At 69.2% G+C, this 16916-nt stretch carries 14 protein-coding genes; 10 read left to right on the top strand and 4 right to left on the bottom strand.

Going from position 1 to position 16916, the window contains the following annotated elements; genetic code table 11:
- Positions 1–411: 411 nt before the first annotated feature.
- From ACT54R_RS10215 to ACT54R_RS10200, 4 genes are all read left to right on the top strand, one after another.
- Positions 412–2298, top strand: a complete 1887-nt coding sequence (locus ACT54R_RS10215; RefSeq protein WP_476325922.1) for a potassium transporter Kup — start codon at positions 412–414, stop codon at positions 2296–2298.
- A 184-nt stretch (positions 2299–2482) separates the two neighbouring features.
- Entirely contained in the window at positions 2483–3526 is a 1044-nt protein-coding gene (locus ACT54R_RS10210) for a lysylphosphatidylglycerol synthase domain-containing protein (protein ID WP_476325920.1), read from the top strand.
- Positions 3527–3659: 133 nt separating this feature from the next.
- Positions 3660–4877 (top strand): acyl-CoA dehydrogenase family protein, encoded by a 1218-nt coding sequence (locus ACT54R_RS10205; protein WP_476325918.1) that lies wholly within the window; start codon positions 3660–3662, stop codon positions 4875–4877.
- Entirely contained in the window at positions 4874–5890 is a 1017-nt protein-coding gene (locus tag ACT54R_RS10200) for a phosphotransferase family protein (protein ID WP_476325916.1), read from the top strand. The genes ACT54R_RS10205 and ACT54R_RS10200 overlap by 4 nt, the downstream gene beginning before the upstream one ends.
- Positions 5891–5894: 4 nt before the next feature.
- Here the strand turns inward: ACT54R_RS10200 and ACT54R_RS10195 are convergent, their stop codons facing one another.
- The gene (locus ACT54R_RS10195; protein ID WP_476325914.1) at positions 5895–6596 is read right to left on the bottom strand and encodes a TetR/AcrR family transcriptional regulator; all 702 of its coding nucleotides are present in this window, start codon (positions 6594–6596) and stop codon (positions 5895–5897) included.
- A gap of 145 nt (positions 6597–6741) precedes the next feature.
- On the opposite strand from ACT54R_RS10195, the gene ACT54R_RS10190 reads away from it, so the two are divergent.
- From ACT54R_RS10190 to ACT54R_RS10175, 4 genes are all read left to right on the top strand, one after another.
- On the top strand, positions 6742–8538 hold the full coding sequence (locus ACT54R_RS10190; protein WP_476325912.1) for a glucan ABC transporter ATP-binding protein/ permease: 1797 nt from the start codon (positions 6742–6744) through the stop codon (positions 8536–8538).
- Positions 8539–8814: 276 nt separating this feature from the next.
- Complete coding sequence (locus ACT54R_RS10185) at positions 8815–10116, top strand: D-alanyl-D-alanine carboxypeptidase family protein (protein WP_476325910.1); 1302 nt, start codon at positions 8815–8817, stop codon at positions 10114–10116.
- A gap of 196 nt (positions 10117–10312) precedes the next feature.
- Positions 10313–11479, top strand: coding sequence for a CobW family GTP-binding protein (locus ACT54R_RS10180; RefSeq protein WP_476325908.1), 1167 nt, complete (start codon positions 10313–10315; stop codon positions 11477–11479).
- A complete protein-coding gene (locus ACT54R_RS10175; protein WP_476325906.1) occupies positions 11476–12033 on the top strand; it encodes a DUF924 family protein in 558 nt (185 codons plus the stop codon). Before ACT54R_RS10180 ends, ACT54R_RS10175 begins: the two co-directional genes overlap by 4 nt.
- Here the strand turns inward: ACT54R_RS10175 and ACT54R_RS10170 are convergent.
- Positions 12023–13261, bottom strand: a complete 1239-nt coding sequence (locus ACT54R_RS10170) for a TIGR03862 family flavoprotein (protein WP_476325904.1) — start codon at positions 13259–13261, stop codon at positions 12023–12025. The two genes, ACT54R_RS10175 and ACT54R_RS10170, sit on opposite strands and share 11 nt — an antisense overlap.
- 178 nt (positions 13262–13439) lie before the next feature.
- Between ACT54R_RS10170 and ACT54R_RS10165 the strand changes: the two genes are divergently transcribed.
- Both ACT54R_RS10165 and ACT54R_RS10160 read left to right on the top strand, forming a co-directional pair.
- Entirely contained in the window at positions 13440–15308 is a 1869-nt protein-coding gene (locus tag ACT54R_RS10165; protein ID WP_476325902.1) for a DNA polymerase III subunit gamma/tau, read from the top strand.
- Positions 15309–15390: 82 nt separating this feature from the next.
- Entirely contained in the window at positions 15391–15711 is a 321-nt protein-coding gene (locus ACT54R_RS10160; protein ID WP_476325900.1) for a YbaB/EbfC family nucleoid-associated protein, read from the top strand.
- 2 nt (positions 15712–15713) lie between these two features.
- Here the strand turns inward: ACT54R_RS10160 and ACT54R_RS10155 are convergent, their stop codons facing one another.
- Positions 15714–16481: an RES family NAD+ phosphorylase gene (locus tag ACT54R_RS10155; RefSeq protein ID WP_476325898.1), complete on the bottom strand. Its 768-nt coding sequence runs from the start codon at positions 16479–16481 to the stop codon at positions 15714–15716.
- Positions 16441–16821: an MbcA/ParS/Xre antitoxin family protein gene (locus ACT54R_RS10150; protein ID WP_168458513.1), complete on the bottom strand. Its 381-nt coding sequence runs from the start codon at positions 16819–16821 to the stop codon at positions 16441–16443. Before ACT54R_RS10150 ends, ACT54R_RS10155 begins: the two co-directional genes overlap by 41 nt.
- Positions 16822–16916: the final 95 nt, after the last annotated feature.

The following is a 16916-nucleotide window of genomic DNA, read 5'->3' as shown; positions in this document are numbered from 1 at the left end:
GCGTTCAGGCGGGCTCCGCGGCCTCCGTGTGGCACCGCATTGTGTTCACCTGCGAACGGGGATAGGTGTTGGTGACCCGCGACGCGCGGGAAGCCGGTTCCGTGATCGCCATGCGGCGGGGTGTCGGAACGGATCGATCCGGGGCATGCCGCGCTCCGGGCGAAGGCTTCCGGCGAGGAGCGGGGGCGGGTTCGGGCCTCGGGATGACCGGGGCCGAGACCTGCAGCGGGGCATGTGCGGGGGCTGGTTGCGGGGGCTTGGCCTTGGACGGTTACGTGCGACGCTCGCGAGGCGCCTACCTGCGCGAAGCATCCTGTTGCGATGCGCATTCCCCCGCCGGCCGGAGCGCCGGCCGCGGTTCGTCACGCTCACCCCTGACGTTCGCGCCCGGCTGAGAGGCAGCCGCCCTTCATGTCCACCAGCTTTTCCCGCGACCGTTCGCGCACCGTGCCGTTCGCTGCGGAGATCGGCGCCCTCGGCGTCGTCTTCGGCGACATCGGCACCAGCCCCCTCTACGCCCTCAAGCAGGGCGTGCTGGCGGTGGGCGGCACCAATTTCATCGGCGCCGACGTGCTCGGCCTGCTGTCCCTCATCACCTGGAGCATCATCCTCTCCGTCACGGTGAAGTACGTCTTCCTCGTGCTCAGGGCGGACAATGACGGCGAAGGCGGCATTCTCGCCCTCGTGACGCTGCTCGATCTCCATCGCAGCGCCATCGGCCTGAGATGGTACCTGCTTGCAGCCGGCCTGCTCGGCGCCGCCATGCTGATCGGTGACGGCGTGCTCACGCCGGCCATGTCGGTGCTCTCCGCCATCGAGGGCCTGCAGGTCATCGCGCCGGAGCTGGAGCACTGGGTGGTGGCGCTCACCTGCCTGGTGTTGCTCGCCATCTTCTTCTCCCAGCGCCTGGGCACCGAGCGCATCGCCTCCTTCTTCGGCCCGGTGATGCTGCTGTGGTTCGGTTCGCTCGGGGCGCTCGGCGTCTACGGCATCCTCCAGGCGCCGCAGGTGATCGCGGGCCTCGATCCGCGCTACGGCATCATGCTGATGGTCCAGCATCCCGGGCTCGCCGGCGTCATCCTCGGTGCCTGCTTCCTGGCGGTGACGGGCGGCGAGGCGCTCTATGCGGACCTCGGCCATTTCGGCCGGCCGGTGATCGCGCGGGCCTGGCTGTTCGTGGCCATGCCGGCGCTGCTGCTCAACTATTTCGGGCAGGGCGCCATCCTGCTGGTGGACCCGAGCGCGGTCCGCAATCCCTTCTACGACCTCTGCCCCGACATGTTCGACATCCCGCTGCTGTTCCTCGCGACGGCGGCGACCGTGATCGCCTCGCAATCGATCATCACCGGCGTGTTCTCGCTGGCGAAGCAGGCCATCGAACTCGGCTACCTGCCGCCCATGCGCATCCGCTACACCTCCGAGCACAACGAGCAGCACATCTATGTGGGCCGGCTGAACTGGCTTCTGATGATCGCCTGCATCGCCGTGGTGCTGGGCTTCGAGGCGTCCGACCGGCTGGCGTCGGCCTACGGCATCGCGGTGGCGTTCGCCATGGTGACAACCTCCATCCTGTTCATTGCCCAGGTGAAGCGGGCGTGGGGCTGGCCCTCCTTCGCGGTCTGGGCCATGGCGGCCGGCCTGCTGACGGTGGATTTCGCCTTCGCCTCCGCCAACATGACCAAGATCCACGACGGCGGCTGGCTGCCGCTTTCCATCGCCGCGGTCATCATCTTCGTGATGGTCAGCTGGCGTCGTGGCCTGGAAGCTGTGGTGGCCCAGCAGGTGCGCTTTACTGAGCCTCTGGACAATTTCGTCGCCCGCAAGGACCGGGTGAACGATGTGGAGGCGCCGCGCACTGCCATCTTTCTGTCTCGTGCGGGTGCGATGACGCCCGTGGCGCTTTCCCGTATGGCAGATCTCCTGAAGGTCCGCTTCGAGAAAGCGGTGATCGTCTCGGTCTGGATCGCCGCCCGCCCCAGGGTGTCGGTGGAGGACCGGGTCAAGGTGACCACCCTCAACGAGGGGTTCGTGCGGGTCGATCTGCGCTTCGGCTACATGCAGCAGATCGACGTGCCGTCTGTGCTGGGTCCGGCGCTGAGCGCGCGGGGCATCGATCCGGATGCGGCGATCTACGTGATCGGCCACGAGCGGATCATCCCGCCCGACGAGGTCATCAAGCTGAGGGACGTGGTCGCCCACGTCTTCGCGTTCCTCGCGCGCAATGCCGAGCGTTCGGTCGACCGGTTCGGCCTGCCGCGCGCCCGGACGGTGGAGATCGGCTATCCGGTGAAGCTCTGAGCATACGCTCCGGCACCGGCGGCCAGTCCGATCCCAGCCTCAGGCAGGGCCTAAAGTGTATCACGAACCCCAAGACGGCCTGACCACGACCGAGACGCCGCAAAAAAATGCTCCCCATAGGGCAGGGGAGCAAACTACAACAGGGGCGTCCGACGTCGTCGCGGGCGGGGGGAACGGTGACGATATGGCTGCGCGCACTTTGGCAGTGAGAGTATCGACGTTCTTCAAGGAACGCGTGGGGCTGCACGGCCTCGGCTTCATCCTGAGCCTGATCGTGATTGCCTTCGCGGCGGTCGTGCTCTACCGGATGCTGCACAACCTCAAGTGGTCGGACGTGCTCGACGCCCTGCGCGAGAAGAATCCGCGCGACGTCGCCATCGCCTTCTTCCTGGTGGCCGGCGCCTATCTGACGCTCACCTTCTATGACTGGTTCGCCCTGCGCACCATCGGCAAGGGCCATGTGCCCTACCGCACGGCGGCGCTGGCCGGCTTCTGCTCCTATTCGGTGGGGCACAACGTGGGCTTCACCGTCTTCACCGGCGGCTCGGTGCGCTACCGCATCTATTCGGCCTGGGGCCTCGGCGCCATCGATGTGGCGAAGATCTGCTTCGTCGCCGGCCTCACCTTCTGGCTCGGAAACATCGCCGTGCTCGGCCTCGGCATCACGCTGCATCCCGAGGCGGCCACTGCCGTGGACCAGCTGCCGCCCTTCGTGAACCGGCTGATCGGCGTCGGCGCCCTGTGTGCGCTGGTGGCCTACGTCACCTGGGTATCGCTGGCGCCGCGCACCATCGGCCGTTCGACCTGGTTCGTCACGCTCCCGCGCGGCCCCACCACCCTGCTGCAGGTGGGCATCGGCATCCTCGACCTCAGCCTGTGCGCCGCCGCCATGTACATGCTGATGCCGGCCTCGCCCTATATCGACCCCATCAGCCTCGCGGTCATCTTCGTCACCGCCACCCTGCTCGGCTTCGCCAGCCACGCGCCGGGCGGTCTCGGGGTGTTCGACGCGGCGCTGCTCGTCGCGCTGCCGCAGTTCGACAAGGCCGAGCTTCTGGGCGCGCTGCTGGTGTTCCGGCTGTTCTACTACATCGTCCCCTTCGCCTTCGCCCTGACCCTGCTGGGCGCCCGCGAACTGAGCCTGCGCATCGCCGGCAAGGAGCAGGCGGCGGCCGAGAAGGCCGAGGCCAAGGCCCGCGCCGCCGCATCCAAGACACCGGCCGAGTGACTTCGCGCCCGCGGAGCGGGCTTCCGCGGGCCCGACCGCCGCCTTCGCAGGCGGCGGCCGTTGCAAACGCCGTGTGGCCGATATAAAAAGCGAGCGCTCGCTCGTTTTTCTCATCGCATCCCGAGGGCGCACCATGGACTTCACCATTTCGCCGGCCCTGGAAGACCTCCGCCGCCGCATCGCTGCCTTCGTCACGGATGAGATCATCCCGCTCGAAAGCGATCCCGCCGCCTACGACGCCCACGAGAACATCGCCGCTGCGCCGCTCGAGCGCCTGCGCGCCAAGGCGAAGGCGGATGGGCTGTGGTGCCTCCAGTTGAAGCCGGAGAACGGCGGCCTCGGCGTCGGGCGGATGGGCATGGCGGTCTGCTACACCGAGATGAACCGCTCCATCTTCGGCCCGGTGGTGTTCAATTCCGCGGCCCCCGACGACGGCAACATGATGGTGCTGGAAGAGGTGGGCACCCCCGACCAGAAAGCCCGCTGGCTCGCCCCCATCGCGCGCGGCGAGGTGCGCTCCGCCTTCGTCATGACCGAGCCCCACCCCGGCGGCGGCTCCGACCCCTCCATGATGCTCACCCGCGCCGAGAAGCAGCCGGACGGTTCCTATCGCATCTATGGCCGCAAGTGGTTCATCACCGGCGCGGAGGAGGCAGCGCACTTCATCATCGTCGCCCGCACCTCGGACGATGCGCGCAAGGGCCTGACCGCCTTCGCCTTCCACCGCGATGCGCCGGGCTGGCGCATCGTGCGGCGCATCCCCATCATGGGGCCGGAGGAGCACGGCGGGCATTGCGAGCTGGAGTTCGACGGCCTCACCATCCCGGCCGAGGACGTGCTGATGAAGGAGGGCGACGGCCTGAAGGTCACGCAGATCCGCCTCGGCCCGGCGCGGCTCACCCACTGCATGCGTTGGCTCGGCCTTGCCATGCGCTCGGTGGCCATCGCCCGCGACTATGCGGCGGTGCGCGAGGGGTTCGGCATCCGCCTCGCCGATCGCGAGAGCGTGCAGACCATGCTCGGCCGCATCGCCATGGAGATCGAGATCGGCCGCCTGCTGGTCATGAAAGCGGCGTTCGAGCTTGATCGCGGCGGGCTCGCCCGCAAGGAAATCTCCATGGCCAAGATCAAGGCCGCCAACACCCTGCACCTCGCCGCCGATACCGCCATCCAGATCAATGGCGCGCGCGGCTATTCCAAGGACACGGTCCTGGAGTGGATCTACCGCTACGCCCGTCAGGCGCGCATCGTGGACGGAGCCGATGCGGTACACGAAATGGTGCTGAACCGCTTCCTGGAGAAGGAAGGCGACGGCTTCTGGAACTGGCCGGTGGCGGGAGGGACTGCGTGAGCGCACCGGCCTCCTCCCTCGGCTTCGATGCCGCCGCGCTGGACGCCTGGCTGAAGGCCCGCGTGCCGGGCCTCACCGGCACGCCGCGCTTCGAGGCCATTTCGGGCGGTCAGTCCAACCCGACCTTCTTCGTCACCTATGACGATCGCGCCCTCGTGCTGCGCAAGCAGCCCCCGGGGGAGCTGCTGCCCTCCGCCCATGCGGTGGACCGCGAATATCGCATCATGCACGCGCTGGCCGGGACCGGCGTGCCGGTGCCGCCCGTGCTTGCCCTGTGTGAGGACAAGTCCGTCATCGGCACCCTCTTCTATGTGATGGAGAAGGTGGACGGCCGGGTCTTCCACGACTGCACCCTGCCGGGCGTGTCCCCGCAGGAGCGCCGGGCCATGTACGAGGCCATGGCCAACACGCTGGCGGCCCTGCACAACGTGGAGCCCGACGCTGTGGGGCTGTCCGATTTCGGCCGCCCCGGCAATTACTTCAGCCGCCAGATCGCGCGCTGGACCCGCCAGTGGGAACTCTCCAAGACCCGCGAGGACGCAAACATCGACCGTCTCGTCACGTGGCTGCCGGCGCATGTGCCAGCGGACGAGACGAGCCGCATCGCCCATGGCGACTACCGCATCGGCAATCTCATGTTCCATCCCACCCGTCCCGAGGTGGTGGCGGTGCTGGACTGGGAATTGTCGACCCTTGGCCACCCCTTGGCGGACCTTGCCCATTGCGCCATGGCCTGGGTGTCGCGGCCGGAAGAATATGGCGGCATCGACGGGCTCGACCTCGATGCGCTGGGCATTCCCGCGCGTACGGATTTCGTCGCAGCCTATCAGGCGGCGGCGACCCATGGGGCGCAACTCACCGACTTCCACATGGCCTTCGCCTTGTTCCGCTGGGCAGTGATCTTCGAGGGCATCGCCGCGCGGGCGAAGGCGGGCAATGCCGCTGCCGAGGGTGCCGCCGACACCGGCCGCCTCGCCGAGGCCTTCGCCGCGCGGGCGGCGGCGTTCATCTGATCGGTCAGGCCAGCGCCTTCAGCACGAAGGCGTTGACCTGCGCCACATAGGCCGGTGCCTCGATGCCGCGCTCGCGATATTTGCTGCGCTTCACATACCAATCCTGCAGCAACGGCTTGATGAGCGTCGCCGCGAACAGAGGATCGCCGGCCGCGAACGTGCCGCGCCGCATGCCTTCCGCGATGGCATCGGCAAGAATGCGCTCGGTGGTGCGCTCGCTCTCCACGGCGCGCCTGCGGGCTTCGGGCGGGAAGGCCTTCGCCTCCATGTAGGCGAAGACGAACCAGGGGTGCATGGCCTCGGTGAGGAGGATGTGGCGCTCGATCAGCCACGCAAGGTGCCGGGCCGGGTCCGCGCGCACCGCCTCCGGCGCCCCGGCAAGCGCGCCCTCGGCGGCCTCCGCCACTTCCTCCAGGATCATGAGGAGCAGCGTGTCCTTGCTGTCGAGGTAGGAATAGAGCCCGCCCATGCTGAGGCCGGATTCCTCCGCCAGCTGGCGCAGCGTCATGGCGTGGAAGCCGTGACGGTTGGCCAGTGTCAGCGCCGCGCCGAGGATGCGGGCAAGGTTCGCCACCGCCAGATGGGGCTTGCGCACCTTGATGGTGTCGCGATGCCGGGCAAGGATGCGCGCGGCTCTGGCCGCGAGGGCATGGTCCGGCGCATGAGATGTCGCGATCTGCGCGTGCGCCGCCTGTTCCTCGCCCAATCGAGACCCCCGCCAAAGCTGTGTGCAGACTGCGACCGGGCCGGCGAATGTCAAGCGAGGTGCCGCACCGGCGGATTTGTCCCATCCCCTTGCATCATGGCCCCGCCTTCGCTTTTCTGCCGGAAAGGGACCGGAGCCCGTCCGCATGAGCCTTCTGCGCGTCTATGCCCGCACCATCAGCCTCCTCGGGCCGGAGGCCCGGCTGGGGGCGCTGCTGGCCGGCTCGAACCTCGCCCTGGCGGTGTCGCAGTTTGCCGAGCCCATCCTGTTCGGCCGCATCATCGATGCGTTGGCGAGCGCGCAGGCCGCCCAGCGCCTGCCGCACACGGACGACCTCGTGCCGCTCCTGGCGGCTTGGGTGTGCTTCGGCTTGTTCAACATCGGCGCCGGGGTGCTGATCTCGCTCCACGCCGACCGGCTGTCCCATCGCCGCCGGCTGGGCGTGCTGACCCAGTATTTCGAGCATGTGCTGCAACTGCCGCTGAGCTTCCACGGGGAAACCCATTCCGGCCGCCTGCTGAAGGTGATGCTGGAGGGCGTCGATGCCCTGTGGGGGCTCTGGCTTTCCTTCTTCCGGGAGGATTGCGCGGCGATCCTCTCCCTCGTCATCCTCGTGCCGGTGGGCATCTACCTGAATTGGCGGCTGGGGCTGGTGCTGATCGTGCTGATGGCGGTGTTCGGCGCCATCACCGCCTATGTCATCCGCCGCACCGAGGCGATGCAGCGGCAGGTGGAGGAATACAATTCCGATCTCGCCGAGCAGACCTCGGACGCGCTGGGCAACGTGGCGGTCATCCAGAGCTATACCCGCACGGAGGCCGAGGTCTCCGGCCTGCGCGACACGGTGAACCGGGTGCTGGCGGTGCAGATTCCGGTGCTGTCGTGGTGGGCAATGGTGTCCATGGCCACCCGCGCCGCGACCACGCTCACCATTCTCGCCATCCTGCTCATCGGCACGTGGCTCTACATGCAGGGCCTTGCCAACATCGGCGACATCGTCACCTATGTGGCCTTCGCCAACATGCTGATCGGCCGGCTGGACCACACCGTGTCCTTCTTCAACCGGCTGATGATGTCGGCGCCGCAGCTCGCCCAGTTCTTCGAGGTGCTCGACACGGTGGGCGCGGTGCGCGACCGGCCGGGGGCCAAGCCCCTGCCGCCGGTGAAGGGCGACGTGACGTTTGACGACGTGTCCTTTTCCTATGACGGCAAGCGCACGGCGGTGGGGGATGTGTCGTTCCACGCCGCGCCCGGCCAGACCTTCGCCTTCGTGGGCACCACGGGGGCGGGCAAGTCCACCGCGCTCGCGCTGCTGCACCGGGTGTTCGATCCCCAGTCCGGCGCCATCCGCATCGACGGCGAGGACATCCGGGACGTCACCCTCTCCTCCCTGCGCCACGCCATCGGCGTGGTGTTCCAGGAGCCGCTGCTGTTCAACCGCTCCATCGCCGACAATCTCAAGGTGGGCAAGCCCGACGCCACCGAGGCGGAGATGCGCGAGGCGCTGGCCCGCGCGCAGGCGCTGGAACTGGTGGAGCGCAATCCGCTCGGCCTCCAGGCGGTGGTGGGCGAGCGCGGCCGCGCGCTCTCCGGCGGCGAGCGCCAGCGGCTCTCCATCGCCCGCGCTCTGCTGAAGAACCCGCCCATCCTCATCCTCGACGAGGCGACCAGCGCGCTCGATGCTGCCACCGAGGTGAAGGTCCAGGCGGCGCTGGACGAGGTGATGAAGGGTCGCACCACCTTCGTCATCGCCCACCGCCTCGCCACCGTCCGCAATGCCGATCGCATCCTGGTGTTCGAGCACGGCGAGGTGGTGGAGGCCGGCACGTTCGAGGAGCTGGTGCGCCTCGGCGGCCGCTTTGCGGCCTTGGCCCGAGCGCAGTTCATGGCCGGTGCCGAAGAGACCCGGCAGCCGGCACCCGCGGTGATCGTCGAGACATGAGTGCCTTCGGCGGCCGAGCATTGCGTACCGTCAAGGACAAGCTGAAGTCTTCATGGTAAAGGTTTCGCGCTTTAAAGGAGTGCGGCCGAATTGTGGCAGACTAGGTTTGGCTTCCACCTGTGCCCGACCGGCAGTCCGCGTCCTTCCGCCTTTTCCGCGCAAGCGAAACCGGTTATGGAAGGACAGTTCCTGCGCGCGATTTCTCAACAGGGAGCGGATCGGTTGGCGCCCACGACATCACGTTTCGCCCTCCGAGCCTCGTTTGTAGGCTGCCTGTTGGCCGCTTTCGGGCTTGTGCTTGCCGCCGGTGCCCCGGCCCGCGCCAACCCGATCCTGCTGGTGGAGGCCGATACCGGCCGGGTGATCGAGCAGAAGGAGGCCGGGCGCCCCTGGCATCCCGCCTCCGTCACCAAGCTGATGACGGTCTATGTCGCGCTTAACGCCGTGCGCAACGGTCGCCTGACCTTCGACACGCCGCTCACCGTCTCGCCGGCTGCGGCGGCCCAGCAGCCCTCCAAGATGGGCTTCAAGGTCGGCACCGTCGTCACCCTCGACAATGCCCTGAAGATGGTTCTGGTGAAGTCGGCCAACGACATGGCCTGGCTGGTGGGCGAGGGCGTCGCCGGCTCCATGCCCGCCTTCGTCGCCGAGATGAACGCCACCGCCGCGCACCTCGGCATGACCGGCACCCATTTCGAGAATCCGAACGGCCTGCCGGACCCGGCGCAGGTGACCACCGCCCGCGACCTCGCCATCCTCGCCCGCGCCATCATCTATCATTTTCCCGAGCAGGAAGCCCTGTTCCGCATCCCGGCCATCAAGATCGGCAAGGTGGTGCTGCGCAACTACAACCGCCTGATCGACCGCTATCCCGGCGCGGACGGCATGAAGACCGGCTTCGTCTGCGGCTCCGGCTACAATCTCGTCGCCACCGCCACGCGCGGCAACAAGCGCCTCATCGCGGTCATCCTCGGTGCCCGCTCCGGCACCGCCCGCACGGAGCAGGCGGCGCTGATGTTCGAGAAGGGCTTCCAGTCGTCCTGGTCGGTGTTCGGCGCGGCAGCCCCGCTTCTGTCCGCCATCCCCAACAGCGGCGGGCCGATCTATGACATGCGGGCGGAAGTGTGCGGCGGCAAGCGCGCCGTGACCGCCTCCGAGGCGGACGACGAGCCGGATCCGCAGGCAAGCTCCAGCTTCTCCTTTGCGACGCCCGCGCTGCCCAAGTCCGGTGCCGAGCTGCTGCAGACCCTGCCGCCCTCCATGCCGCCGGTTCCGGTCTATGTGGGCACGCGCAATGCGGTGGAGGACTTCGCCACCGCCTACGAACCGGACCCGCCGAAGAAGCCCAAGGCCGGCGCCGGGTCGAAGCCCGACAGCAAGTCGGCCTCCACTTCGGACAAGCCTAAAGCCAGCGGGGATGCGGCGAAGAAGCCGGCGGCCAGCGCCGACAAGAAGCCCGCCCAGCCGCAGGGCGCGGTCGCGGCCGGCAGCTCGGCCACGCCGAAGCCGAAGCCCAAGCCGGCCCCCGCTCCGGCCAATCCCGAGGCTGCCGCTCCTGCGCCCAAGCCGGCGACGTAAGTCGCCGGTTCAGTACGCCAGTTTCGGCGACGTAGGCGCCGGTTCAGTAGGCAAGCTTTGGCGACGTAGGTCGCCGGTTCAAGCAACGGGTTTGGCGACGTAGGTCGCGGGTCCAAACCGTCAAGGCACCCTTGACCCGGCAGGCCGTCTCGTAGAGGCAGGGAGGCAATCCATCCCTCCGTCCGGGAGACACCCCATGCCGGGCTCCTCCGACGCTTTCCCCCCGGAAGGCGCCTCTCCGCCAGAAGCCGCGCCCCGCCGCGGGCCGCCCGATCCCATTGCCGTCACCGTGCTCACCGGCTTTCTCGGCGCCGGCAAGACGACGCTGCTCAACGCCCTCCTCGCGGATCCGGCGCTGGCCGACACCGCCGTTCTCATCAACGAGTTCGGCGAGGTGGGGCTGGACCATCTGTTCGTGCGGCCGGTGGAGGAGGGCATCGTGATGCTTTCCTCCGGCTGCCTGTGCTGCACCGTGCGGGGCGATCTCGTCGCCGCGCTGGAGGACCTGCTGCGCGGCCGCGACAACGATCGCCTGCCGCCCTTTTCCCGCGTCGTCATCGAGACCACTGGCCTGGCCGATCCGGCGCCGGTGATCCACACCCTGATGACGCATCCCTATCTCGGCCTGCGCTATCGGCTCGACGGCATCGTCTGCGTGGTGGATGCGGTGAACGGGGAGGCCACCCTCGATGCCCACGCCGAGGCGGTGAAGCAGGCGGCGGTGGCCGACCGCATCGTCCTCACCAAGACCGATCTCGTGACGGACGCTGAAGCCCTCCATGCGCTGAAGACGCGGCTGCATCGCCTCGCCCCGGCGGCGAAGATCGTCGATGCGGCGGCGGGGGAAGCGACGGCGGACGCCCTGCTCGGCGCCGGCCTGTTCGACGCGAAGACGCGGACCCCGGACGTAGCCCGCTGGCTTGCCGCAGAGGACGTAGCGGCGGCGCAAAGCGAGTTGGACCCCGCGGGTCTCGATCCCAACCGTCACGACAGCCGCATCCGCGCCTTCACCCTCGCCACCGACGCCGCCATTCCGGCCGCGACGCTGGACCTGTTCCTCGAGCTGCTGCGGGCAACCCATGGCGCCAGCCTGCTCCGCATGAAGGGCATCGTGAAGCTGGCCGAGGAACCGGACACGCCCGTGGTGCTTCACGCCGTGCAGCATGTGATGCACCCGCCCGCCCGCCTCGCCGGCTGGCCCGACGACGACCACAGGAGCCGCCTCGTAATGATCGTGCGCGACCTCGACCCGCAGGTGATCGCCCGCCTGTTCAACGCCTTCCTCGGCATCCCGCAGGTGGATACGCCGGACCGCGCCGCGCTCACCGACAATCCGCTGGCTCCTCCGGGGATGGCCCGATGAGCGCCCCCGTCCCCACCCCCGAGGCGGTGCTCTCCTTCTGGCAGGCCGCCGGACGCGAGAAGTGGTTCGGCGGCGGTCCGGCATTCGACGAAGAGGTCCGCGCCGCTCTGCTCCCAGCCTATGAGGCGGCGGCGGAAAGCGCCCTCGACGGCTGGCAGGGCACCGCGCCCGGCGCGCTCGCTCGGATCATCCTGCTCGATCAGGTGCCGCGAAACGCGTTCCGGGGCACGCCGCAGGCGTTCGCCACCGACGCCATGGCATTGGCGGCGGCGGAGAAGGCGGTGGACCGCGGTTTCGACAGGGACCCCTCCATTCCCGACGCGCTGCGCAGCTTCTTCTATCTGCCCTTCATGCACGCGGAGGACCGGGCGGCCCAGGTCAGATGCGTGGCGCTCTACAAAGCGCTGGGGCAGGAGGAGGGACTGCGCTACGCGCTCATCCACCAGGAGTGCATCGAGCGCTTCGGCCGCTTCCCCCATCGCAACGCCGTCCTCGGCCGCGCGACCACGCCGGAAGAGGCGGACTATCTGGCAAACGGCGGCTTCAGCGGCTGAGGCGTGCCTTTGCACCTTCCCCAGCGGCCCGGCCGGTGGCGATGACCGCCTGAAGCAGGTACCCGCCCGTGGGCGCCTCCCAATCCAGCATTTCGCCGGCGACGAACACCGGCGGGAGGTGGGGCGGCAGGCCGAGGAGCGAAAAGTCTCCGGCGATGCCCTCCCAGCCGATGCCCCCGGCTGATGAGATGGCCCGCTCCAGCCCGGCATGGCCGGTGACGGTCAGGGGGAGCGCCTTGATGAGGCGGGCCAGCGTCGCCGGATCGGATTTGCCCGGGCCAAGCTTGGCCGGGCCGGTCGCCTCGCGGAGGAGCCCCACCGCCACCGGTGCCAGCCCCGCGGCCTTCCGGAGGAAAGTGGAGAGCGAGGCGCTGCCCGGCCCACCGCCGAGCCGCCGGGCCAGCTGTGCGCCATCGAGGTCGGGCCGTAGATCCACGTGAAGCGTCACCGGTCCGTCCGCCAGTGCCCGCCGGAGCGGCGCGGAAAGGGCGTAGATGGCGCCGCCTTCGAGCCCCGCCGCGCTCACCATGGCCTCACCCCTCACCGTCACGCCGTTGAAGGTAAGCGCGATGCGCTTCAGCGGCGTGCCCGCGAACTTCTGTCGGAAAACCTCGGACCAGGGGACGAGCACGCCCATATTGGCCGGCACGAAGTCGTTGACCTCCACGCCGAGGCTCCGCAGCGCCGGCACGAAGGCGCCGTCGGAGCCCAGCCGCGGCCAGGAGGCGCCGCCGAGGGCGAGGATGACGGCATCCGCCTTCACGTCGGCCCGGCCGTCGGGCGTCTCGAACAGCAAGGTCCCGGTGGTGTCGAAGCCCCGCCAGTCGTGGCGGGGATGGAAGGTGACGCCGTTCGCCGCGAGGCGGCCCAGCCAGGCGCGCAGCAGCGGCGAGGCCTTGAAGCTCTTGGGGAAGACGCGGCCGCTGGAGCCGACGAACGTCTCCTCGCCCAGCCCCGCCGCCCACTCGCGCAGCGCCTGCGGCGGGAAGGCATTGAGCGCGGGGGCGAGGCGCTCCGCGGCCGTGCCATAGCGGGCGCGGAAGGCGTCCACCGGTTCGGAATGGGTGAGGTTCAGCCCGCCGCGCCCCGCCATCAGGAACTTTCGCGCGGCGGACGGCATGCGGTCATAGAGCGTCACCCGCAGACCGGCCGCCGACAACACCTCCGCGGCCGCGAGCCCGGCGGGGCCGGCACCGACGATGGCGATGAAGGGGGGAGGCTGGGTCACGATCGGGTCCACGATTGCAAGGCGCTCGCGTGTAAGCACGGCGGCGCTCCGGACGCCAGCTTTCTCGGCTCTGGTCTGCAAAGCCGTGGACGGCGGGGATTTGCCGACCCGCCCATCGACGTGCGGGCGCGCGATGCTATGTATGGGGCAGGCCAGCGACGGCCCCGAAGGCAGCCAGATGAGCGACGAGCAGCAGATCGACGACCAGCAGGATGGACCGGGCTTCGACCTCGGCCTGCCCGAAGCTGCGCCGCCGTCGGCGCCGGCCGCCCCCCCAACACCCACCCAATCCTCACCCGGCGCCTATCGCGTGCTCGCGCGCAAATACCGGCCGCAGAATTTCGCGGACCTGATCGGCCAGGAGGCCATGGTCCGCACCCTGCGCAACGCCTTCTCCTCGGGGCGGATCGCGCAGGCCTATATCCTCACCGGCGTGCGCGGCGTGGGCAAGACCACCACCGCCCGCATCCTCGCCCGCGCGCTGAACTACGAGCCGGCGGACGGCGCCCCCGGCGGCCCGAGCCTCGATCTCGCGGTGATGGGCAAGCACTGCCGCGACATCATCGAATCCCGCCATGTGGACGTGATGGAGATGGACGCCGCGTCCAACACCTCCATCAACGACATCCGCGAGATCATCGAGAGCGCCCGCTATCGCCCGGTGATGGCGCGCTACAAGGTCTACATCATCGACGAAGTGCACATGCTCTCCACGGCGGCCTTCAACGGGCTGCTGAAGACGCTGGAAGAGCCGCCGGAGCATGTGAAGTTCATCTTCGCCACCACCGAGATCCGCAAGGTGCCCGTCACCGTGCTGTCCCGCTGCCAGCGCTTTGACCTGCGTCGGGTGGAGGCGGGCACGCTCGCCGCGCACCTCTCGGGCATCTGCGCCCGCGAGGGCGTGACCATCGAGCCGGAGGCGCTCTCCATCGTCGCCCGCGCGGCCGAGGGCTCGGTGCGCGACAGTCTTTCGCTGCTGGATCAGGCTATCGCCCATGGCGGCGGCACGGTGAGCGCGGAGGAGGTGCGGCGCCTCCTCGGCCTTGCCGACAAGGGTCGCGTCATCGATCTGTTCGAGGCGCTGATGAAGGGCGAGATGGCCCGCGCGCTGGCGGAATTCCGCGACCAATACGATTCCGGCGCCGACCCCGCCGTCATTCTCACCGACCTCGCCGACTTCACCCATCTCGTCACCCGCCTGAAGATCGTGCCCGACGCGGCCGACGACGCGGCGCTGGTCGAGGCCGAGCGGGTGCGTGGGTCGGAGATGGCGCAGGGCCTGTCCATGCGGGTGCTGGCGCGCGCGTGGCAGATGCTCTCGAAAGGCATCGGCGAGGTGCAGCAGGCGCCCAAGCCCGCCCAGGCGGCGGAGATGGTACTGGTGCGCCTCGCCTATGCCGCCGACCTGCCGAGCCCGGACGAGGCGCTGCGGCGGCTGAAGGACCAGCCGGCGCCCGCGCCCTCCGCGCCATCGATGCCGCCCCCCGGCGGTGGCGGCGGCGGTGGCCCGCGCCTCTCCCTCGCGCCCCGCCCGGCGGAAGCCCGGCCCCAGCCGCGCGTCGAGATCCGCACCGATGCCCGCGCGGCGCTGCCGGCGGAAGGTCCGCGCCTCGGCAGCCTTGCGGATGTGGCGGCGCTCGCTGCGGCCCGCCGCGATCTCGCCCTGAAGCACGGTATCGAGACGCAATTGCGCCCCGTGCATGTGGAGGACGGACGCATCGAGGTGGCGCTGGTGCCCGGCGCGCCCGGCAGCCTCATCCAGGACCTCTCCCGCAAGCTCAACGACTGGACCGGCCGGCGCTGGATGGTCTCGGTCTCCTCCCAGTCCGGCGGGCCGACGCTGGCGGAGGAGAATGCGGCGGTGAAAGCCGAGCGGGAGGAGGGCATCAAGGCCCATCCTTTGGTCGCCGCCGTGCTCGCTCGCTTCCCCGGCGCCGAGGTGGTGGACGTGCGCACCCGCGAGGAGCCCCCCGCCGACGAGGGGCTGGCGCCCTCCGAGGAGGATTACCTCGCCGGACCGGGCGCCGACGACGAGATCGAATTCTAGAGCACACCGGGTGTGCTCTATCTGTTTGTTTTCTTACGCAACCACTTTCGCTGGAATTGCTCAAGCAAGGGATGACAGCACCATGCGCGACCTCATGGGCATGATGAAGCAGGCCAAGGAGCTTCAGGACCGCATGCAGCAGATGCAGGCGGAACTGGAGACCGTCGAGGTGGAAGGCAGCTCCGGCGGCGGTCTCGTCTCGGTGCGCGTCACCGCCAAGGGCGAATGCAAGGCGGTGCGCATCGACCCCTCGCTGGTGAAGCCGGACGAGGTGGAAATCCTCGAAGACCTCATCGTCGCCGCCCTGGCCGACGCCCGCGGCAAGGCCGAGCGGGTGATGCAGGAGAAGATGAAGTCGCTCACCGGCGGGCTGGCCTTGCCGCCGGGGCTGAACCTGTTCTGACGTCAGCGCTCCCAAACCATGCCGGCGAGGCGCGGGTCTGCGGCGAAGGCCTCCCGCCCGAAGGACAGTCGCTGGCGCGGCGCCTCGCAGACAGCTGAAACGCCGGTGCGGCCGAGCAACACGTGCCATGTCCGCCGCTCCACCGGCGCCGGGGCCGCGAAGGCCGCGCAGGCGAGCACGGCGAGGTTGGCGCCCGCATCGGGATCGCGCACCGAGCGGTAGCGGATGATCTCCACCGCCGCCGCCCGCGCCGCATCGGCGAGATGCTGGCAGGGGGCATAGTCGATGGGGTGGGTCCAGGCCGACCCGTCGCGGGAGAGCGGTTCTGCCGTGAGATCGAGATGGCGGTCCGTCCGCACCTCGGCAGCGAAGGCCGTGAACTGGCCGGCGCCGCGCGGCCATGGCGTCCCCGGCGATTCCGCGAAAAACAGCAGGCGATAGAAGGCCAGCTCCGCCAGCGCCGTCTCCGGCCGCTCCGCCGCATAATAGACGCCGGCCGTGCGCCCCGCGCGGCGGAAACGCGAGCCATGGGGATAGGGCGGCTCGTAGCGGAAGGGCGTGAAGAGCAGATAGTCGAGGTGTCGGCATTCCGGCGGGAGCGGTGGTTTGGTGGCCTCGATGAGGTCTTCCAGCACCTTCTGCTCGTCGGTGTCGTCCACCAGCTTGAGCGTGGACGTGAGGTGCTGCGCCTCCACCAGCCGCCAGCAGCGCCCGGCATAGGGCCGCGCCTCAGACGACAGCGCGTCGGGCGTCCAGATAGGCGATGACATCCATCAATCCCGGAATGGTCCTGATCTTGTCGATGGGCGCGGCGTCCAGCGCGGTGTTGGGGCTGGTGAGCCATGCGCGGGCGATGCGCTCATCCCCTCCGGCGATGGCGTCCAGCGAGCGGAACAGGCGCACGAACAGAATCGCCAGCTCGAACGGCTTGGTGCCGGCCTCCAGCGCGAATTCACCCTTCTTCATGCGGGTCAGCGAGGCGGGGCTGAGGCCGACGACGGTGGCGAGCGTCGCGCCCGTGACGCCCAGCCGGTCCGCGGCGCGCAGCAGGGCCTTGGTCAGAACCGCGCCCTGGCTGAGGGGCGCTTCGGCGAGGGGGGCAGCACGCATGTGGGCTCCCGGTGCATTCATCTGGAAAGAATAGCACGGGATAATTTCTAGGGGAATATCTTCGCGCTTGGAGAGGCCCAAAAGAAAAGGGCGGC

The sequence above is a fragment of the Xanthobacter sp. DMC47 genome (assembly GCF_056313845.1).
Note: the sequence above shows the minus strand (reverse complement) of the source record. Positions and strands in the feature narration are given on the sequence as shown.